The following is a 19,083-nucleotide window of genomic DNA, read 5'->3' on the forward strand; positions in this document are numbered from 1 at the left end:
GAGCCCGGCTCGCGTAGGCACATCCCTGTAGAGCGCGTTTACGGGCGAGAGCGCATGGCGCATCCGCACGGTCAGGGATGGCGGTGCTCCGGGGGACGGTACGGCGGGATGTCGCGGCCCGGCTGGTAGTGCGGGCCCTGGTGCAGGTGTCTGAGGATCATGCTCATGTCGATCGTGACGACCAGCCACAGCACCCCGCAGGCCGCCGCCCACCCGGGGCGACCGGCGAGCGCGAAAGCCGCCGTCCCGAAGACCGTCCAGACCAGCCCCCACACGCTCAGCCAGAAGCGCGCCCGCAGGGGACTGCGCGCTGTCGTCGGCTCACTGCCCGTACGCATCAGGATCACTGCTCCTTCCTGCAACGTACTCTTCGGGGCGGACGTTCTCCACAGGGAGGGGAAAGCGCACCGTGCTGCCGGACGCCGACGAACTGCCCGAGGTCCTGCTCGACCTCGCCGTACCCCATGAGGACATCAACGAACTGACGCGACTGCGCCGGGAGTTGACACGGAACACCGACGCGGCGCGGCTCCTGGAGGAGTGCGTCGGAGAGCTGGTGAAGGACATCGGCGAGCACGGTCACTGGGACCGGCTCACCGCACTGCTCCTGGCCCGGCTGCCCGAGGCGCCGCCCGAGATCGGCGGCTACTTCCCCGTCTACGTGTTCACCGCCGCGCTGCCCTACACGCGCGCGTACCACCGCGAACGCGGCATCCCCGCCGACGTCTCCCGGCGCACCCTCGCCGACCTGGGGCGCAACGTCGCGGTGCACCGCAGACGGTACGGCGAGCCGGGGCTGCCGTTCCCGCAATGGCTCGTCCCGCACTTCCGCGGCGAGCTGTACCAGCTGGGCCGGCTTCAGTTCGAACGGGCGCGGCTCGGCGAGCGCAGTGCGCGGGCGCTCACGGAGGCCGGGGTGGACGCCGCTCCGGGGGCGCCCTGCCTGAACCTGCACATCCCCGACTACTCCGGGCCGCTCACCCCGGCCGCGTGCGACCGCTCGCTGGACCTGGCCCGCGCGTTCTTCGCCCGGTACTACCCCGAGGAACGCCACGAGGTCGCGACCTGCCACTCCTGGCTCCTCGACCCGCAGCTGAAGCAGTACCTGTCCGCCGACTCCAACATCGTCCGCTTCCAGGACCGGTTCCGGCCGATCCGCGAGGACGCGGAGCCTGCCGACACCGAGCCCGTGCAGTTCGTCTTCGGGCACCCCGATCAGCCGGCGGAGAGCCTGCCCCGGCGTACGTCCGTGGAGCGGGCCGTCGGGGACCATCTGCGGGCGGGCGGGCACTGGTACCTCGGGCACGGGTGGTTCCCGCTCCACGAGCAGCCGGCCTGACGGAGACCGCGCCGACCGTTCCCTCTCCAAGGGGAATTGACTTGTACGAGTGAACCAGTGCGAGTCGGGAACGGGCGTGCGGACGCGGTCCGTTGGACGGGCATGCGAATCGAAATGCGTGCGGGATACGAGGGGACAGGACCCGGGGCGATCACTCCGGACGGCTGCGCGGTCGAGCTGTATGCGCGGCTGCCGATCGGTCAGGAGCCGGACATCATCGCCGCGGCCGTGCCGGCGGGCGCGCACATCCTTGAACTGGGCAGCGGGGTGGGGCGGATGACCCACCCCCTCCGGGATCGCGGGTTCACGGTCACGGCGGTCGACGAGTCCGCCGAGATGCTGGAGCGCGTCCAGGGGGCACGCACGATATGCAGTCCGATCGAACAGCTCGATCTCGGAGAGACCTTCGACGTGGTGATGCTCGCGTCGTTCCTGGTGCACGCGGGGGACATCGAGGTACGGCGTGGACTGCTGCGGACCTGCGTACGCCATGTCGGGCCGGGCGGCAGCGTGTTGATCCAGCGGGAGGGCGAGGACTACCACACGAACCTGCCGCGCGAGCGGATCGATCCCAGTGGCTTCACCGTACGGATGGTGTCGGCGGAGCCGGTGGGGGACGGGGTCAACTCGGTCCACGCGGAGTACGTGTTCCCGGACGCGGTCTGGACCCAGACGTTCCTGGCCCGCCCGCTGACCCAGGACCAGTTCGAGGAGGCACTGGCGGAGGAGGGACTGAGAGTGGAGAGCTATCTGACACCGGACAAGACGTGGGTGCGGGCGGTGCAGGTGGCTGCGGCGGAGTAGCGGGGTAGCGGACGCGGGGGTTGGGGGTGAGGGGGTCGGTGGTGCGAGAGGCCGGCGGATCGGCGGGTCGGTGGAGTCGCTCAGGAAATCCCGTGCGGCAGCGATGAGTTCGAGGGCGACGGTCGGTCTTTCTCTGTGAAAGCAACACGGACCGCTTGCCGGCGTTCCTCACCGTATCCCACAGGAGAACCCCATGTCCGAGACCGCCGCTTCCGCAGGCTCCGCCGCTTCCGCCACCTCCCGCACCGTCGTGGCCGAGTCCGCCACCCCGCGTGGTCGCCGTGCCCGGATCGCCCTGCGCGCCCTCCAGGTGCTGCTCGCGCTGTTCTACGGCCTCGCGAGTGCGCTGCCCAAGCTGATCGCGCACCCGTCGGCCGTGGAGTCCTTCGACAAGATCGGCTGGGGCAGCGGGGCCATGTACACCATCGGCGCGCTCGAACTGGCCGGTGCGATCGCGCTGTTGGTCCCGCTGCTGCAGTCGGTGGCGGCGACGGCGCTCAGCGCGCTGATGGTGGGTGCGTTCGTGGTCCAGATGACCGCGTTCCACGGGGAGAACGCGGCGACACCGCTGATCCTGATCGTCCCGCTCGCCCTGATCGCCTGGGCGCGGCGGGGGCAGAACGCGGAGTTGCTGCGGGTGGTACGACGACGGGCGTGACCCGCGTGCCGTACGGCTACGGCTCTGGCTCCGGCCGAGGCGATGGCTGGTGCTGTCGCTGAGCGCGGGGCGGCGGTGGCATCCGGTGGGCCGAGAGGTCCGGGCCGGGTGTCACCGTTGCGGGTCGCGGCGGGTGCTCCGGCGGGCGTCGCGACGGGAGGCCCGCTGCCGGTCGCGGTCACCGTCCTTGTCGGGATCCGGCGCGGTGTCGGGAGCGGTGCCGGGGAAGCCGAGCAGGCGTTCCATGTCGCGGCGGTCGCGTTTGGTGGGGCGGCCGGTGCCGCGGTCGCGGATGCCGGCCGGGGCGACGGCCTCGCGGGGCGGGGGCGGCGGGGAGTTGTCGACGTAGCACTGGACGGCGACCGGGGCGCCGACCCGTTTGCGGATGACCTGCTTGACGATGACGACGCGCTCGTGGCCCTCGTGGCGCAGGCGCACCTCGTCGCCGACATGGACGGAGTGCGCGGGCTTCACGCGCTCGCCGTTGACGCGGACGTGGCCGCCCTTGCAGGCGGCGGCACCCATGGACCGGGTCTTGATCAGGCGGACGGACCAGATCCAGCTGTCGACGCGGACGCTCTCGCCGTTCGAGGGCCCGGCGGCCTTGGCGGCGGCCACGGCGGCGCTGTCGGGCTCGTCGGCGGGCCGGGCGGCGGGCGCGGTGGTGGACGTACCGGTTCCGTCGTCGTTGCCGGTGTCGTCCGTTCCCTTGGAAGCCATGGCCTCGACTTTAGTGCCTTCCTTCGGTCGGCTCCGGCGGATTTCGGCCCCCGACCTGCCCGCCGAGGCAGAGCGCGGTGCGTGGCGGGCACCCCGCTGGGTCACCCCGGATGCACCCCCTCGCCGTACCGCGGAGGCTGGCTTCCGAGGTCGTGGAGACCGTGGACGCTGTCGAGGTCACCGGGACCATCAGGACCATCGGGGCCAGGGCGGCCGTGGGAGCAAGGGGTCGGACGTGGAGGACTGGGCGGCGAGGGTCGACGCGTTGATGGACGGGTTGCGGGGCGATCTGGTGCGGTTGGCCGCGATTCCCTCCGTGGCCTTTCCCGGGTTTCCGCGGGAGCCGGTGATCGAGGCGCACGATCTGCTCGTCGGGCTGCTGCGCGGGGCCGGGGTCGAGCACATCGAGCGGATCGAGCTGCCGGACACCGCGCCCGTGATCTTCGCGGAGGTTCCGCCGCCCACCCCCGACGCCCCGACCGTCCTGCTCTACTCGCACTACGACGTCCAGCCGCCCGGGGACGAGGGGCTGTGGCACTCCCCGCCCTTCGAACCGACCCCGGTGGAGGGCGGACTGCGGGCGCGCGGGATCGCGGACGACAAGTCGAACGTGATCGCGCACCTCGGGATGCTGCGGGCGTACGAGGGACGGCCGCCGGTCGGGCTGAAGATCGTGTTCGAGGGACAGGAGGAGTACGGCAGTCCCTTCGACACCTATCCGCCGACCGACGCCGAGCGGTTCGCGTGCGACGCCATGGTCATCGCCGACCTCGGGAACCTGCGGCCCGGCACCCCGACGCTGACCACCGGGCTGCGCGGGGCGGCCGAGGTGGTCGTGGAGGTGCGGACGCTCGAAGAGCCGCGGCACAGTGGGGAGTTCGGCGGGGCGGCGCCCGACGCACTGCTCGTGCTGGTGAAGGCGTTGGCCACCTTGCACGACGTGCACGGGGACGTGGCCGTGGCGGGGCTGCGGCGAGAGGAGTGGGACGGGGCGGGGTACATGGAGGAGGAGTTCCGGGAGCTGGCCGGGGTGCGGGACGGGGTGCCGCTGACCGGGAGCGGGAGTCTCGGGGAGCGGCTGTGGAGCGGGCCGGCGATCACCGTCGTCGGGCTGGACGCGCCGGGTGTCGAGCACGCGGCGTCGGCGGTCGTGCCGTATGCCCGCGCCAAGCTCAACCTCCGCTTCCACCCGCGCCAGGATCCCCGCGAGGCGCAGGCGCGGCTCGTCGGGCATCTCGGCTCGCTCAGGCCCTTCGGGGTCGCGCTCACGGTGACCGCCGGTGACACAGGGCCCGGTTATGAGGCGGCGACGGGCGGGCCCGCCTACCGTGCCGCCCGCGCCGCGCTCAAGGAGGCGTGGGGCGCGGAGCCGTCGTATGTCGCGACCGGAGGGTCGATCCCGCTGGTCAACGGGCTCGCGCGGGCCGCGCCGGGGGCCGAGGTGCTGCTGTTCGGCGCGCAGGACAGCCTGTGCAATCTGCACGCGCCGAACGAGCGGGTGCTGTTCTCGGAGCTGCGGAACACGGTCGTGGCGATGTGCGCGTTCGTCGAGACGTACGCGGCCGGCTTCCGGAGCCGGGGCGGGACGGCGACGGCCCGATGAGCACCACCGAGACCCCGCGGAGCACCGAACAGCCGCCGCACAGGCCGAAGTTCACCTTTCCCAGCGCGCTGACCGTCCTCGCGATCGTCACGATCGCCGTGTGGCTGCTCGCGTTCCTCGTCCCGTCCGGGCTCTACGACCGCAACGCGTCGGGCGCCCCGATCCAGGGGACGTACCACCGCGTCGACTCCGGGCAGAGCTTCGTCGACCGGCTCAACGACCTGTTCCTCGCGCCCGTCAACGGTCTCTACGGCGTCCAGGACCAGAAGACCGGCCAGGTCGGACCGGATCTGGCCGGCGAACTGTACGGCAGCGCGGGCGTGTTCCTGTTCGTGCTGGCCATCGGGGCGTTCATCACCGTGGTGTTCGCGACCGGTGCCCTCGACCGGGGCATCGGCCGGCTCGCCCACCGGCTGCGCGAGCGCGGCGCGCTGCTCATCGCCGGGATCATGGTGGTCTTCTCGGTCCTCGGCACGGTCGAGGGCTTCGCCGAGGAGACCCTCGGTTTCTACGGCCTGATCGTGCCGCTGATGCTGGCGCTCGGCTACGACCGGATGGTCGCCGTCGGCACCATCATCCTCGGCGCCGGGATCGGCGTGCTCTGCTCGACGGTGAACCCCTTCGCGACCGGCGTCGCCTCCTCCGCCGCGGACATCTCGCTCGGCGACGGCATCGTGCTGCGGTTCGTGATGTGGGTGGTGCTGACGGCGGTGACGGTGGCGTACGTCATCCGGTACGCGCGCCGGGTGCGGCGGGACCCCGAGCGGTCGCTCACCGGGTTCCTGCCGGGCGACCGGGACCAGGGCGCCGCCTCGGAGGCCGAGGAGCCCGAACTCACCGGGCTGCACAAGGCGGTTCTGGTCTCCATGGGCCTGGTCTTCGCCTTCATGATCTTCTCGGTGGTGCCCTGGGCGAGCGCGCTCACCGGCGACGCGGACGCCACTCCGTACGGCTTCGAACTCGGCTGGTCCTTCCCGCAGTTGGCGGCGCTGTTCCTGTGCGCGGCCGTGCTGATCGGGCTGGTGGCGCGGCTGGGGGAGCAGAAGCTCAGCTCGCTGATCATCCAGGGGGCCGCCGACTTCATCTCGCCGGCGCTGGTGATCGTGCTGGCGCGCGGGGTCACCGTCATCATGAACAACTCGAAGATCACGGACACCGTGCTGCACTCCATCGAGGGCATCGTGAAGGGCACCTCGTCCGGGGTCTTCGCGATCATCGTGTTCGTCGTGAACCTGCCGCTGGCCTTCCTGATCCCCTCCACCTCGGGCCACGCGACCCTCGCCATGCCGATCCTCGCCCCGCTCGCCGACTTCGCCGGGGTCTCCCGCGCGGTCGTCGTCACCGCCTGGCAGGCCGCCAGCGGCTGGATGAACCTGTGGGTGCCGACGACCGCCGTCACCATCGGCGGGGTGGCGCTGGCGAAGGTCGGCTACGACAAGTACCTGCGGTTCGTGTGGCCGTTGCTGGCGCTGCTGTTCCTGATGATCTGCGGGTTCGTGGCGCTCGGCGCGGTCTTCACCTGAACCGGGACGGAGCGGGGACGCATACGGTGGCGGCATGAACCTGTCCGACCTCGACCAGCGGATCACCGGCTGCCGGGCCTGCCCCCGCCTGGTCGCCTGGCGCGAGGAGGTCGCGCGTACCAAGCGGGCCGCCTTCGCCGACTGGACGTACTGGGGGCGGCCGGTACCCGGCTTCGGCCCCGCCGACGCACGGCTCCTGATCATCGGCCTGGCCCCGGCCGCGCACGGCGCCAACCGCACCGGCCGCATGTTCACCGGTGACCGTTCCGGCGACGTCCTGTACGAGGCCCTCCACGCCGTCGGGCTCGCCTCGCGGCCGACCGCCGTGAGCGCCGACGACGGCCTGGAGCTGTACGGCGTCCGCATCACCTCGCCGGTGCGCTGCGCCCCGCCCGCCAACAAGCCCACCCCGGAGGAGCGGGACACCTGCCGTCCCTGGCTCGTCGAGGAACTGGCCCTGCTGCGGCCGACGTTGAAGGCGGTGATCGTGCTCGGCGCCTTCGGCTGGCAGGCGGCGCTGCCCGCGTTCACGGCGGCGGGCTGGCAAGTCCCGCGCCCACGGCCCGTGTTCGGGCACGGCGCCCGGGTCTCCCTCGGCGGCCTCGACCTCTTCGGCTGCTTCCACGTCAGCCAGCGCAACACCTTCACCGGGAAACTCACCCCGGCGATGCTGCGGGACGTGCTGCGCACGGCGGCCGGGGCGGCGGGTCTGGCGACGACGCCTTAGTGCGGTCGGGGCCGGGCCGTTCGCCGTGTCCCCGGCGGTACTTCGGCCTGTTCGCCTACGGCTGTGCGTCCCCGAACAGATGCCGGACCGTGGAGCGGTAGTTGGTCCGTACGTGGGCCAGTGCCTGCGCACGGGCGCGGTCCGGGTCTCCGGACGCAATCGCCTCGTACAACTCGCGGTGTTCCACGAGGAGTTGGGGCCACTCCTCGTTCCGCCGGGTCATCCAGCGCAGTCGGCCCGCGACGGGTTCCAGGGCGGCGGTCAGCAGCGTGTTGCCCGCCAGCGTCACGATGCTGTCGTGCAGGCGGCTGTTGACGTCCGTGATCACCTCGGCGTCCCCCGCCTCGGTCGCGGCGGCGGCCCGGTCGAGGAGCTCCGCCACCTCGGCCAGTTCCTCCGGGGTCGCGCGGGACGCGGCCAGCCCGGCCGCGGAGACCTCAAGGGCCTCGCGCAGTTCGAAGAGTTCCCGCACGTCGTTCGGGGTGAGGCGGCGTACGACCGCGCGGCGCGGGGTCTCGAAGTGGACGAAGCCCTCGGCGACCAGGGCGCGGATCGCCTCGCGGACCGGCACCCGGGAGACGCCGAAACGGTCGGCGAGCTCGCGCTCGACCAGCCGGTCGCCCGGTCCGAGGCGGCCCGCGATGATCTCCTGGCGCAGGTTCGCCAGGACGCGTTCGCGGACCGCGCCCAGGGGTTCGGTCTTCGTCATGGAGCTCATGGAGCAATCTTCGCCGACTCCGGGTCTTTTACCGAGCGTTAACAATCACGACTTCGGTCCGAACGCTTGACGGCGGGACCATGACCGCAGTTTGGTATACCAAACGGTCGCTGCCTTCCGTCCCTTCGCCCTGGAGGCCCCGTGTCCCTCGCTGACCGTGCCGAAGCCACCGGCACACCCGTGTTCCTCCCCGACCCCCGGCTCACCAACGAAGACCTCGCTCCCGCCGACAAGCGGAACTGGAAGGTCTTCGACCTCTTCGCCATGTGGATGTCCGACGTCCACAACCTCGGCAACTACACCTTCGCCGCAGGCCTGTTGGTCCTCGGCATGAACGTCTGGCAGGTCTTCACCGCCCTGCTCGTCGGCTTCGTGCTCATCTACGTCGGCATGAACTGGATGGGCCGGATCGGACAGGCGCACGGCGTCCCGTTCCCGGTCGTCAGCCGCATCAGCTTCGGTGTCTGGGGCGCCAACATCCCGGCCCTCATCCGGGCCGTGATCGCCATCATGTGGTACGGCATCCAGACCTACCTCGCCTCCGTCGCCGTCAACGTGATGCTGCTGGCCGCGTGGCCCGGCCTGGAGTCCTGGACCCACCACTCCTTCCTGGGACTCGACGCCCTCGGCTGGGTCTCCTTCGTCTCCCTCTGGCTGATCCAGGCAGTGATCATCAGTCAGGGCATGGAATCCGTACGGAAGTTCCAGGACTTCTGCGGTCCCGCGATCTGGCTGGTGATGATCGCGCTGGCCATCTGGGTGCTGGCGAAGGCCGGTTGGTCGATCTCCCTCACGTCCACCCCGCACCCGGTCTCGTTCGGCGAGCAGTGGCGGCAGTGGTTCGGCGCGATCGGGCTGATCCTCGCGACGTACGGCACGCTGATGCTCAACTTCTGCGACTTCTCCCGCTTCGCGCCGGACTACAGGACCGTGCGGCGCGGCAACTTCTGGGGGCTGCCCATCAACTCCACGGCGTTCGTGGTCGTTTCGGTGATCGTGACGGCCGGCTCGCTGGAGGTCTGGGGCCAGGCCATCACGGACCCGGCCGAGTTGGTGGCCAGGGTCGGCAACACCTGGGTGATGGTGCTGGGCGCGTTCACGTTCGCCGTCGCCACCATGGGCGTCAACATCGTCGCCAACTTCGTGTCCCCGGCGTACGACCTGGCCAACGTCTGGCCGCAGAAGATCACGTTCAAGATCGGCGGCATGATCAGCACGGTGGCCGCGCTGGTGGTCACCCCGTGGAACCTCTTCTCCAACCCCACGGTCGTCAACTACTTCCTCGGCGGCCTCGGCGCCTTCCTGGGCCCGCTGTTCGGCGTGATCATGGTCGACTACTACTGGGTCAAGCGCGGCCGGGTCGACGTGCGGCAGCTCTTCGACGCGACCCCCGGCTCCCGCTACTACTACCGCAAGGGCGTCAATCCCAAGGCGCTGTGGGCGTTCCTGCCCTCGGCGGCGGTCGCGGCGGTACTGGCCCTGGTGAAGACGTTCAGTGACGTGGCCCCGTACTCGTGGTTCATCGGTACGGCACTCGGCGCGGGCCTGTACGTCCTGATCTGCCGCTCCGAGCGAGCGCCGGCCGAGCCCGCCCCCGAGTCGGTGGAGGTCTGAGCGGAGTGCGCATCGTCGTCACCAACTGCAACACCACGCAGGAGATGACCGCGGAGATCGTGCGAGGTGCCCGGGCCGCAGCAGGCCCGGGCACCACCGTGACCGGGCTGACCCCCGCGTGGGGCCCCGAGTCCGCGGAGGGCTGGCTCGACAGCTACCTCTCCGCGGCGGCGGTCATGGACCTGCTGCGCACGTACGACGGTCCGGCCTACGACGCCGTCGTCCTGGCCGGTTTCGGGGAGCACGGGCGCGAGGGCGTCCGGGAACTGGTGGACGTACCGGTCGTCGACATCACCGAGGCGGCGGCCCACCTGGCGTGTCTGCTGGGCCGACGCTACGGGGTCGTCACCACGCTCGAACGGTCCTGCGGCCAGATCGAGGACAGCCTCGAACTGGCCGGCGTCGGTCGCAACTGCGCGGCGGTCGTGGGCACGGGGCTGAGCGTCCTCGACCTGGGCGACGCGGCCCGCACGGAGGCGGCGTTCCTCGCGGCGGCGGAACGGGTGTGCGCGGCGGGGGCCGAGGTCCTGGTCCTCGGCTGCGCCGGCATGACGGGTCTCCAGCGGACGGTGGGGGAGAAGCTGGGCCTGCCCGTCGTGGACGGGGTGGGGGCGGCGGTGAAGTTGGCCGAGTCGCTGGTGGGCCTTGGCCTGACGACGAGCCGCGCGGGAAGCTTCGCCAAGCCGGTGGCCAAGAGGAGGAGGTGGGGGGTGTCGGGTTGAGTGCGGAGTGTGGAGTGCGGGTGCGTGGGGGCGCTCGCGCAGTTCCCCGCGCCCCTTTGAAGGCGCCTCGGCCGGGCCGACCTCACGGGGCGCCGGGAACTGCGCGACCAGCCACGACGGCGCGGCACCCGCGACACGACAGAACCCGGCACCCTCCACCGCCCCGCACCCCCGACCCCCCGTCGGGGTGATCTTCCCCCGCTCGGCCAAGTCACATCCCGGGCCGACCCCGACCGCCCCGCAGACTCCGGGAAGGACACGCCCCCCCAGTCACGGAGTCACCTTGTCGACACCGGCCCGCCGAGCCCTCCTCGCCACCCTCCTTGCCGGGCTCTGCTGCGCCGGGGCGACACGCGACGTACCCGACACCCTCTGGACCGCGCCGGACTCCCGGGCCGCGCGGCAGGCGGCTGCCTGGCGGGAGGGCGGCCGGACCGCCGACGCCACCCTGATGGACCGCATCGCCATCCGCCCCCAGGCGGAGTGGCTCAACGGCCCCCACCCCGGCCCCGTCGTCCGCGCCCTCACCACCGCCGCGACCCGCGCCGACCGCACCGCCGTGCTCGTCGCGTACTACATCCCGAACCGCGACTGCGGCCAGTACTCGCTCGGTGGCGCCCCCACCGACGCCGCCTACCGCGCCTGGATCGACGAGTTCGCGACCGCGCTCGGCGACCGGGGCGCCTACGTGATCGTCGAACCGGACGCCGTGGCCCAGGTGGTCGCCGGCTGCACCCGGGTCACGGCGAGCGACCGCTACGCCCTGCTCGCCCACGCGGTGGACCGCCTCAAGCGCCAACCGCACACCCGGGTCTACGTGGACGCGGGCAACTCCGGCTGGATCCCCGAGGCCTGGCGGCTGGTCGCCGCGCTCAAGGCGTCCGGCGTCGCCCGCGCCGACGGCGTCGCCCTCAACGTCTCCAACTTCCAGACGAACCAGGCGAGTTCGGCGTACGGCGACCAGCTCTCCAAGGACCTCGCGGGCAAGCACTACGTCATCGACACCAGCCGCAACGGCAACGGCCCCCTCACCGGCACCGACACCTGGTGCAACCCGCCAGGCCGCGCCCTCGGCACCCCGCCGACGACCCGCACCGACAACCCCCTCCTCGACGCCTACCTGTGGATCAAACGCCCCGGCGAGTCCGACGGCACCTGCCGGGGCGGCCCGGCGGCAGGCCAGTGGTGGCCGTCGTACGCCCTGGAACTGGCCCGCAACGCCCGCCCCTGACCTACGACTTGGGTTCCCACACGTACCGCACGTCCGGCTCCCGCTCCTCGTTGGTGCTGCCGTCCGTGTACTCGACGGCGACGAAGCCGTGCCGTTCGTAGAACCGGTGGGCGGGCTTGTTCACCTGGAACGTCCACAGCTCCAGGCCCTCCGGGCTCCGCTCCTTCGCCAACCCGACGAACCGGTCCCCGAGTCCGCGCCCCCGCCAGTCCGGGTCGAGGTACAGCTGCGACAGCTCGCCTCCGTTGACCACCATCAGCCCCACGATCCCGCCGTCCCCCGCGTCGGCCACCCAGATGTCCCGCAGGGGCACGACGACGTCCCGGAAGTAAGCGCGGATGTCGTCGTCGGACCGCGGGCTGACGACGGTCGGCAGCGCGGCGGCGAACGACCGCAGCCACACATCGGCGGCGGGCCGCGCGTCGGGCCCGGCCGCCCGGCGGATCGTGACGTCCCCCTCGGCGTCGGCGGTCACGGCCGCGCCACCTCGCCCGGCTCTCCGGACCCGGCCTCTTCCGGTACGACGGCCGTCACCGTGATCTCCACGAGCTGCCCGGTGTATCCGAGGCAGGCGACGCCGATGAGCGTGGACGAATGCGGACCGGCGCTGAGCCCGGACGCCTCGACCACCTCCCACACGGCGGCCAGCGCCGCCGGCTCGCTGCTGACGACGTACACGTCCGACGCGACGACCTGTCCCAAGTCGCTCCCGACCGCGCGCAGTTGCTCTTCGAGATTCGCCAGCACCCGCTCGGCCTGCCGCACCGGGTCGCCCGCGCCGACCACCTTGCCCTCGGCGTCGAGCGGAACCGCCCCGGCGAGGAAGGCGAGCTTCGTACCGGCCTCGACGACCGTCGCGTGGGAGTAGGTAGGCGGCGGGAAGAGGGTGGGGACGGTGACACGTTCGAGCACGGGCTCTCCCAGGGGTCGGTTCGATCGGACGGCGAAGGCCGGAGGCCGGCGCAGGACGCCGGTGGCCGGCATGGCGCGGGCGTCAGCCGACCACACGCACGACGGCGCCCGCACCCGAATTTCCGGGCACGCCTCGGCGACAGCCGCGCAGACCCGCCGCGGCGGCGACTCCTCGGCCGCGATCCGCGCCGCCACCTCCCGCCGCCCGCGCCGAGCGGCCGTCCGGGCCACCCCGGACCGGCGCACCACGGCCCCCACCGCCGCCCGGAACTCCGCACTCCGCTCGGCGGCCCCGACCCGCTCGACGCAGTACAGCCGCATCGGCGGCACCGCCCGCGCCCGCGGACCGGCCCGCAACAGATCGGGCTCCCCGAGCAGGCGACGGACCATCCCGCCCGTCCACCCCCGCGCACGCAACCCGCCCGCGGAGAGAAACACCCCCCGCGACCGCCCTCGCTCCGGCCCGCTCCCGCACACCTCGCACACCGCCATCGACCGCACCCCCGTAGTGACTCTCAGTGACACCTCCAGTGAAGCGCACGCCACTGACAATCGGCCGACCGCGGGAGGAGAGCCTCCCCGAGGAGCCCCCGGAAGAGCCCTCCCGGCGTTGCGTTCATAAAGAAAGCCCCTTTGAGGCCAACCTTCACACCCTCGAAATACGACCGGCCCGTTCCGCACCAGGTCGCGCACTACCGTGGAGCCCGCGGCCACCACCCCGGCCGCCGGCTTCAGCTTCCGCTCCGCCCCGGCCACCGTCGCCCGAAGGCACACCCCGCCCTCGTCAGGACAGGAGCCCTGTGTCCCGTCGTACCGTCGCGTTCTCCCTTCCGCCCTGGCTCGCCCACACGCTGCGTGCTCAGCGCGGCCCGGTTCCGTGGAGCGCGGTCACGCGAGGGGCGCTCGCCGCCGGGCCGTTGCTCCTCGCCGCCGTGCTGGCCGGGCGGACGTCGCTCGGCGTGCTGGCCGCGCTCGGGGCGATGTTCGCCGGGATCAACGACCGGCCCGGCAGCCGGCGGGCCTCGGTCAAGCGGCTCGGCGGGCCCGCGCTCGCGGGAACCGCGGGGCTGCTGGCCGGGACGTGTGCCGGGGAGCATGTGGGGGCCGTCGTGCTCACCCTGCTGTTCACCGGGATCGGGCTGATCGCCGGCGGGTTCAGTGCCGTCGGGCCCGTCGCCTCCGGTGCCGGGACGCAGCTGCTCGTCGCCTCCGCCATCGGCGCCGGGATGCCGCTGCCCGAAGCGGGGTGGCAGCGCGCCCTGGCCTTCCTCGCCGGGGCCGCGTGGCTCGTCCTGCTGCGGCTCGCGCTGCCCACGCCCGGTGCCATCGCCGGTGACTACCGCTTCGACGGCGAGCGGGACGCCGTGGCCGCCGTGTACGAAGCGATCGCCGCGCTGCTCGACGCCACCGGTGGGCCGGAGGCGACCGGGCGGCGCGCCGCGCTCACCGCCGCGCTCGATCACGCGCAGGACGCGCTCGCCGGGCCGCGGCTGCGCCGCTACGCCAGTTCGGCGGCCGAGCGGCGGCTGCACGGGCAGTACGCCGCCGCGCTGCCGCTGGCCGAGGCCGCGACCGCGCTCGCCTGGGCCGGGGAGCCGGTGTCCGCGCGGGCCGGTGAGGGGCCGCGCAGGCTCGCCGCCGCCGTACGCGACAACACGCACACCGGGCCGCTGCCCGCGCCCAGCCGTTCCGCCCCCGCGCTGCGCGCCCTCGACGACGCCCTGCTGCACGCCGCCGACGCCTTCGACCAGGCGGAGGGAAGCGATCTGCACGCGCGCCGAAGGACCGTGACCTCCTTGTTCCGTACGGCGTTCGGGGCCGGAGGGCGGGAGTACGGGCTGCGGGTGGCGCTCTGCTTCGGGGCCAGCGCCGCCGTCGCCCAGGCCTTGCACCACGCCCGCTGGTACGGGCAGCACGAGCACTGGTACTGGCTGCCCGCCACCGCCGTCTTCCTCGTCAAGCCCGACCTCGGGCCGCTCGCCTCACGGGTGCTGTGCCGGGCGGCGGGCACCGTGCTGGGGGCGCTGGTCTTCGCCGGGTTCGCCGCGTTCCTGCCCCGGCCCGGAGGGCTCGTCGCACTGGTGGCGCTCAGCGGCGCGCTCATTCCCGTCGCCACCCGGCACTTCGCGGCGCAGACCGCCGTCGTCACCGTGCTCGTGCTGTCGCTGGTGATGGTGGGCGGGGAGCCGCAGGCCTCCGCCGGCCGGATCGGCGAGACGCTGCTCGCCTGCGCGATCGTGCTGATCGTCGGGCATCTGCCGATGCCGGGGGAGCGCGGCGGGGGCGTACGCGCCCGGCTCACGGCGGCGGGCACCGCCGCGCACGCCTACCTCGTGCACGTCCTCGGCGAGTCGGGCGACCGCGCCGAGCGGTGGACCCTGCGCCGCGAGGCCTACCGCACGCTCGCCGAGGCCCGCGGCACCATCGCCGTCTCCGCCGCCGAACTCCCCGCCCTCGCCCGCCACACGGAGGGCACGGACGAGATCGCCGCCGTCCTCGAACGCCTCGTCGACGCGACCACCGCCTGCGCCGTCCACCTCGACGACACGGGCCGGCTCACCCGCCGGCACATCGAGCAACTCGGCGGGCTGCTGGAGGAGTTCGAGCGGGGGAGGGGCCGGGTCGGGCTGCGCGCGATCGAACTGCCCCTCGCCGTGCAGGAACTGGGGCTGCCCGGTCGGCCCGGTGGGCAACCGGGCGGCCCCGGACGGTACGTGGGCGTGCGCCCCGGCTACCGCAGCCGTACCCACACCGGTGCGTGATCCGACCCCGGCGCCTCCCGCCGCGCCGCCGGATCCGGTCCCACCGAAGGGAGTTGAGGCGCTCCCTCGCCCGGCAGGCCCGTTCCCGCCGCCGTCGCCCGGTGGACCAGGTGATGGCTGAGCAGGATGTGGTCGATCAGCTCGCGGCGCCCGGAGTCGATCCGGGAGTAGCGCTGGTCGGCGGGGATCAGCGGGGCCACGTCCCACAGGCGGACCGCGTCGCCCTGGTCGGGGCGGTCGTAGCCGGGCGTGTCGACCTCCGAACCGGGCGGGCCGAGCAGGATCTGCGTGGTCGCGGCCTGCACCTCGTCGTTCATGTCGCCGAGGACGGCCACGTCCCGGGTGCGGCCCTCACCGGCCAGCAGGTCGTCGGCCAGCGCGCGCAGGGTCGCCGCCTCGGCGGCGCGGCGGTAGAGGGCGTAGGCGCCGTAGCGGGCCCGTTCGCCCTCGTCGTGCGGGAAGAAACGGTCACCCGGGTAGGTCAGCAGCTTCGACTTCAGGTGGGCCACCGCCACCGTCAGCGGGCCGGCCGGTGTCTCCACCTCCACCGCCAACAGGCCGCGGCCCGCGCCCGGTTCCTCGGCGCCCGAGTCGTCGGACTGCACCGGGCGCAGCTGCGCGGGGAACGCGTTCGTGTCGGCGACGACCCGCGGTTCCGTACGGCTGAGGAAGCCGACCCGGATGCCCCGGACGTCCGGACGCGTGGACACGGCGGTGTGCCACTCGCCGTCCAGCAGCCCGGCCAGGTCGTCGAGCGCCGCCGGGTCGCCGACCTCCTGGACGCCGAGCAGCACCGGGTCGAGTTCCGTGATCACGGCGGCGAGGGAGGCGAGCTTCGTCTCGTAGGTGGCCTTGTCCTTGGGGCCGGACGGGCCGCCGGGTCGGTACAGGTTCTCCAGATTCCAGGTGCCGAGGAGCATGCGGGGCCCCTTCCAGAAGTCTTGGTCGTGGCGCTCCGACCGGGCGCCGGAAGCCTTGGTCGTGAGGCAAGCGTGCTGGTCCGGGGCGGCTCGCGACAGCGCCACGCCAGGATGCGCGGTTCGGCTCACCCGAGGCGAGGACGGCGTCGTACGTTGGGAGTGTGAGCCACTCTCCCGCCGGTCTCCTCATCACCGGCTGCACCGTCCTCGTCCACGACGGCCAGGAGCGCGTCGGCTTCGCACCGGACATGGCGATCGTCGTACGGGACGGGCGCGTCGAGTCCGTCGGCGCCGCGGCGGAGGTGGCGGCCACCGGGCTCGCCGCCCTCGAACACATCGACGCCCGCGGCCAGGTCGCCCTGCCGGGTCTGGTCAACTGTCACACCCACGCCCCGATGGTCGCGCTGCGCGGCCTCGCCGAGGACCTGCCGACGGAGGCGTGGTTCAACGACGTCGTGTGGCCCGTCGAGTCCAACCTCACCGCGAAGGACGTGGAGTTGGGGGCACGGCTCGCCTGCGCCGAGATGATCCGCGCCGGGGTCACCTGCTTCGCCGACCACTACTTCTCCATGGACACGGTCGCCGCGGTCGTCGCCGAGTGCGGGATGCGCGCGCACCTCGGCGAGGCCTACTTCTCCTCCCAGGGTCCCGAAGGCCGCGAGAAATCGCTGGAGTTCGCGCTACGGCACCGGGGCGCCGCCGACGGCCGCATCACCACCGCCCTCGCCCCGCACGCCCCCTACACGGTGACCGCGGCCGACCTCGCCGCCACCGCCGAACTCGCCCTGGAACACGGCCTCCCCGTCCACCTCCACGCCGCCGAGAACCGCGAGCAGACCGACACCAGCCTCGCCCGCCACGGCCTCACCCCCATCGAAGTCCTCGACCGCGCGGGCCTGTTGGCCACCGACCTGCTCATCGCCCACGGCACCGGCATCATCGACCGCGACCTCCCCGTCCTGGAGCGCGCGAACGGCCGCACGGCGGTGGCCACCGCGCCCCGGGGATACCTCAAGTTCGCCTGGCCCGACACCACTCCGATCCGCGCCCTGCGCGCCCTCGGCATCCCGGTCGGACTCGCCACGGACGGCGCCGCCTCCAACAACTCCCTCGACGTGTGGGAGTCGATGGCGCTCACCTCGCTGATCCAGAAGTCCGCCGAGGGCGACCCACGCTGGCTGACGTCCCGTCAGGCGCTGCGCCATGCGACCCTCCAGAGCGCGCGGGCGGTCGGACTCGGCGACTCGATCGGATCCATCGCACCCGGACGGCGGGCGGACATCATCCTCGTCGACCTCACCGGGCCGCACACCCGGCCCGTGCACGACCTCGCCGCGACCCTCGTGCACAGCGCCCGCTCCGCCGACGTTCGCACCACGATCGTCGACGGCCGCGTCCTGATGCGCGACCGCGAGCTGCTCACACTCGATGTGCCCGCCGTCGTACGGGAGTTGGAGGACCGGCTGCCCGCCCTCGTCGACCGGGGGCACGGCCGGCGGATCCAGGAATACGACACCTGAACGCGCCTCTAGGCTGACCCCATGGATCTCGCGGACGGCCTTCTCGACCACCCGTACGACGTGTACCGGCGCCTGCGCGACAGCGCCCCCGTGCACCGCATCACCGGCCCCGACGGCACCCCCGCCTGGCTCGTCACCCGGTACGACGACGTGCGGGCCGCGCTGGCCGACCCCCGTCTCTCGCTGGACAAGAGGCATGCCTCGGCCGGTACGTACAAGGGGTTCTCGCTGCCGCCCGCGCTGGACGCGAACCTCCTCAACATGGACCCGCCGGACCACACCCGCATCCGCCGCCTGGTCGGCCGCGCGTTCACCCCGCGCCGGACCGAGCGGCTCCGAACGCCGATCCGGCACACCGCCGACCAACTCCTCGACGCACTCGGCGAGTCGGGTGACACCGACCTCGTCGCCGCCTACGCGGCACCCCTCCCCATCACCGTCATCTGCGACCTGCTCGGCGTGCCCGACCGGCACCGGCGGGACTTCCGGGAATGGACCGACACCCTCGTCGCACCCGCCCCCGGGACACCGCCCGAGGCCGGCCGGAACGCCGTCGTCGCGATGCTCGGCTTCTTCACCCGACTCCTCGCCGACAAACGGGAAGAGCCCGGCGACGACCTCCTCTCCGACCTGATCGCCGTGCGCGACGAGGGCGACCGGCTCAGCGAGGACGAACTGATGTCCCTCGCCTTCCTCATCCTCTTCGCCGGGTACGAGAACACCGTCCAGCTCATCGGCAACGCCGTGCTCGCCCTGCTCCGACACCCCGAGCAGCTCGCCGCGTTGCGTGCGGACCCGACCCAACTCCCCGCCGCCGTAGAGGAGTTCCTGCGGTACGAAGGGCCCGCCCTGCTCGCCATCCGGCGCTTCCCCGTCGAGGACATCGCCATCGGCGGGGTCACCGTCCCGGCCGGTGAGACCGTGTGGGTGTCCGCGTCCGCCGCCAACCGGGACCCGGACCGCTTTCCCGACCCCGACCGGCTCGACCTCGCCCGCGACACCTCCGGGCACCTCGCGCTCGGCCAGGGCATCCACTACTGCCTGGGCGCGCCGCTCGCCCGCGCCGAGACGGAGATCGCACTGGCCGCGCTGCTGGAGCGGTTCCCGCGGCTGGAGCTGGGCGTCGCCGAGGACGAGGTGCGGTGGCGGCCCTCCCTGCGCGCGCGAGGACTCGCCGCGCTCCCGGTCACGTACGGGAAGACGCCCGTGGCGTACGGGGAGAAGTCCTTCTGAAGTTTTTTCGGTGGCAGCGATGAGTTCCCGTCCTCCCTCCGGTCCACCACTCAACGGACCGTTGTCACAGGAGGGCC

At 72.7% G+C, this 19,083-nt stretch carries 18 protein-coding genes; 12 read left to right on the forward strand and 6 right to left on the reverse strand.

Annotated elements, in window-relative coordinates; all coding sequences use genetic code 11:
- Positions 1–71: 71 nt before the first annotated feature.
- Entirely contained in the window at positions 72–338 is a 267-nt protein-coding gene (locus ACIPTO_RS25250) for a DUF6343 family protein (RefSeq protein ID WP_401195773.1), read from the reverse strand.
- 71 nt (positions 339–409) lie between these two features.
- On the opposite strand from ACIPTO_RS25250, the gene ACIPTO_RS25255 reads away from it, so the two are divergent.
- The 3 genes from ACIPTO_RS25255 to ACIPTO_RS25265 all read left to right on the forward strand — a co-directional run bounded on the left by ACIPTO_RS25255 (position 410) and on the right by ACIPTO_RS25265 (position 2,801).
- On the forward strand, positions 410–1,339 hold the full coding sequence (locus ACIPTO_RS25255) for an acyltransferase domain-containing protein (protein ID WP_401195775.1): 930 nt from the start codon (positions 410–412) through the stop codon (positions 1,337–1,339).
- Positions 1,340–1,441: 102 nt separating this feature from the next.
- Positions 1,442–2,143, forward strand: coding sequence for a class I SAM-dependent methyltransferase (locus ACIPTO_RS25260; protein ID WP_401195777.1), 702 nt, complete (start codon positions 1,442–1,444; stop codon positions 2,141–2,143).
- 193 nt (positions 2,144–2,336) lie between these two features.
- Positions 2,337–2,801, forward strand: coding sequence for a DoxX family protein (locus ACIPTO_RS25265; RefSeq protein WP_401195779.1), 465 nt, complete (start codon positions 2,337–2,339; stop codon positions 2,799–2,801).
- A gap of 111 nt (positions 2,802–2,912) precedes the next feature.
- Here the strand turns inward: ACIPTO_RS25265 and ACIPTO_RS25270 are convergent, their stop codons facing one another.
- A complete protein-coding gene (locus ACIPTO_RS25270) occupies positions 2,913–3,521 on the reverse strand; it encodes an RNA-binding S4 domain-containing protein (RefSeq protein WP_401195782.1) in 609 nt (202 codons plus the stop codon).
- Positions 3,522–3,789: 268 nt separating this feature from the next.
- Between ACIPTO_RS25270 and ACIPTO_RS25275 the strand changes: the two genes are divergently transcribed.
- Genes ACIPTO_RS25275 through ACIPTO_RS25285 form a run of 3 tightly spaced genes read left to right on the forward strand, consistent with a single transcriptional unit; the run spans position 3,790 to position 7,374 of the window.
- Positions 3,790–5,124 (forward strand): M20/M25/M40 family metallo-hydrolase, encoded by a 1,335-nt coding sequence (locus tag ACIPTO_RS25275; RefSeq protein WP_401196146.1) that lies wholly within the window; start codon positions 3,790–3,792, stop codon positions 5,122–5,124.
- Positions 5,121–6,647 (forward strand): YfcC family protein, encoded by a 1,527-nt coding sequence (locus tag ACIPTO_RS25280; protein WP_401195784.1) that lies wholly within the window; start codon positions 5,121–5,123, stop codon positions 6,645–6,647. Before ACIPTO_RS25275 ends, ACIPTO_RS25280 begins: the two co-directional genes overlap by 4 nt.
- Positions 6,648–6,681: 34 nt before the next feature.
- Complete coding sequence (locus tag ACIPTO_RS25285) at positions 6,682–7,374, forward strand: uracil-DNA glycosylase (protein WP_401195787.1); 693 nt, start codon at positions 6,682–6,684, stop codon at positions 7,372–7,374.
- A 55-nt stretch (positions 7,375–7,429) separates the two neighbouring features.
- Here the strand turns inward: ACIPTO_RS25285 and ACIPTO_RS25290 are convergent, their stop codons facing one another.
- Entirely contained in the window at positions 7,430–8,092 is a 663-nt protein-coding gene (locus ACIPTO_RS25290; protein ID WP_366319624.1) for a GntR family transcriptional regulator, read from the reverse strand.
- Positions 8,093–8,233: 141 nt separating this feature from the next.
- Between ACIPTO_RS25290 and ACIPTO_RS25295 the strand changes: the two genes are divergently transcribed.
- The 3 genes from ACIPTO_RS25295 (at position 8,234) to ACIPTO_RS25305 (ending at position 11,659) form a co-directional block, all read left to right on the forward strand.
- A complete protein-coding gene (locus ACIPTO_RS25295) occupies positions 8,234–9,706 on the forward strand; it encodes an NCS1 family nucleobase:cation symporter-1 (protein WP_366319622.1) in 1,473 nt (490 codons plus the stop codon).
- A 5-nt stretch (positions 9,707–9,711) separates the two neighbouring features.
- A complete protein-coding gene (locus ACIPTO_RS25300; protein WP_366319620.1) occupies positions 9,712–10,428 on the forward strand; it encodes an aspartate/glutamate racemase family protein in 717 nt (238 codons plus the stop codon).
- A 283-nt stretch (positions 10,429–10,711) separates the two neighbouring features.
- Positions 10,712–11,659, forward strand: coding sequence for a glycoside hydrolase family 6 protein (locus ACIPTO_RS25305; RefSeq protein ID WP_401195790.1), 948 nt, complete (start codon positions 10,712–10,714; stop codon positions 11,657–11,659).
- A 1-nt stretch (position 11,660) separates the two neighbouring features.
- Here ACIPTO_RS25305 and ACIPTO_RS25310 read toward each other — a convergent pair whose 3' ends face one another.
- Both ACIPTO_RS25310 and ACIPTO_RS25315 read right to left on the reverse strand, forming a co-directional pair.
- Positions 11,661–12,134: a GNAT family N-acetyltransferase gene (locus ACIPTO_RS25310; protein WP_366319616.1), complete on the reverse strand. Its 474-nt coding sequence runs from the start codon at positions 12,132–12,134 to the stop codon at positions 11,661–11,663.
- Entirely contained in the window at positions 12,131–12,961 is an 831-nt protein-coding gene (locus tag ACIPTO_RS25315; protein WP_401195793.1) for a RidA family protein, read from the reverse strand. The genes ACIPTO_RS25310 and ACIPTO_RS25315 overlap by 4 nt, the downstream gene beginning before the upstream one ends.
- A gap of 410 nt (positions 12,962–13,371) precedes the next feature.
- Here ACIPTO_RS25315 and ACIPTO_RS25320 point away from each other — a divergent pair, with 410 nt between their 5' ends.
- Positions 13,372–15,333: an FUSC family protein gene (locus ACIPTO_RS25320; RefSeq protein ID WP_401195796.1), complete on the forward strand. Its 1,962-nt coding sequence runs from the start codon at positions 13,372–13,374 to the stop codon at positions 15,331–15,333.
- Here the strand turns inward: ACIPTO_RS25320 and ACIPTO_RS25325 are convergent.
- The gene (locus tag ACIPTO_RS25325; RefSeq protein ID WP_401195798.1) at positions 15,303–16,253 is read right to left on the reverse strand and encodes an endonuclease/exonuclease/phosphatase family protein; all 951 of its coding nucleotides are present in this window, start codon (positions 16,251–16,253) and stop codon (positions 15,303–15,305) included. The two genes, ACIPTO_RS25320 and ACIPTO_RS25325, sit on opposite strands and share 31 nt — an antisense overlap.
- 161 nt (positions 16,254–16,414) lie before the next feature.
- Between ACIPTO_RS25325 and ACIPTO_RS25330 the strand changes: the two genes are divergently transcribed.
- Together ACIPTO_RS25330 and ACIPTO_RS25335 are read left to right on the forward strand one after the other, a co-directional pair.
- Positions 16,415–17,773, forward strand: a complete 1,359-nt coding sequence (locus ACIPTO_RS25330) for an amidohydrolase (protein WP_401195800.1) — start codon at positions 16,415–16,417, stop codon at positions 17,771–17,773.
- A gap of 21 nt (positions 17,774–17,794) precedes the next feature.
- Complete coding sequence (locus tag ACIPTO_RS25335; RefSeq protein ID WP_401195803.1) at positions 17,795–19,006, forward strand: cytochrome P450; 1,212 nt, start codon at positions 17,795–17,797, stop codon at positions 19,004–19,006.
- The last annotated feature ends 77 nt before the right edge of the window (positions 19,007–19,083 follow it).

The sequence above is a fragment of the Streptomyces sp. NPDC090083 genome (assembly GCF_044747445.1).
GTDB lineage: Bacteria > Actinomycetota > Actinomycetes > Streptomycetales > Streptomycetaceae > Streptomyces.

Bases quoted from the DNA above. Each gene is read 5' to 3' on its own strand.
- ACIPTO_RS25285 (WP_401195787.1), top strand. From the start codon at position 6,682: ATGAACCTGTCCGACCTCGACCAGCGGATCACCGGCTGCCGGGCCTGC.
- ACIPTO_RS25335 (WP_401195803.1), top strand. From the start codon at position 17,795: ATGGATCTCGCGGACGGCCTTCTCGACCACCCGTACGACGTGTACCGG.
- ACIPTO_RS25275 (WP_401196146.1), top strand. From the start codon at position 3,790: ATGGACGGGTTGCGGGGCGATCTGGTGCGGTTGGCCGCGATTCCCTCC.
- ACIPTO_RS25280 (WP_401195784.1), top strand. From the start codon at position 5,121: ATGAGCACCACCGAGACCCCGCGGAGCACCGAACAGCCGCCGCACAGG.
- ACIPTO_RS25260 (WP_401195777.1), top strand. From the start codon at position 1,442: ATGCGAATCGAAATGCGTGCGGGATACGAGGGGACAGGACCCGGGGCG.
- ACIPTO_RS25290 (WP_366319624.1), bottom strand. From the start codon at position 8,092: ATGAGCTCCATGACGAAGACCGAACCCCTGGGCGCGGTCCGCGAACGC.
- ACIPTO_RS25250 (WP_401195773.1), bottom strand. From the start codon at position 338: ATGCGTACGGGCAGTGAGCCGACGACAGCGCGCAGTCCCCTGCGGGCG.
- ACIPTO_RS25270 (WP_401195782.1), bottom strand. From the start codon at position 3,521: ATGGCTTCCAAGGGAACGGACGACACCGGCAACGACGACGGAACCGGT.
- ACIPTO_RS25325 (WP_401195798.1), bottom strand. From the start codon at position 16,253: ATGCTCCTCGGCACCTGGAATCTGGAGAACCTGTACCGACCCGGCGGC.
- ACIPTO_RS25315 (WP_401195793.1), bottom strand. From the start codon at position 12,961: ATGGTCCGTCGCCTGCTCGGGGAGCCCGATCTGTTGCGGGCCGGTCCG.
- ACIPTO_RS25265 (WP_401195779.1), top strand. From the start codon at position 2,337: ATGTCCGAGACCGCCGCTTCCGCAGGCTCCGCCGCTTCCGCCACCTCC.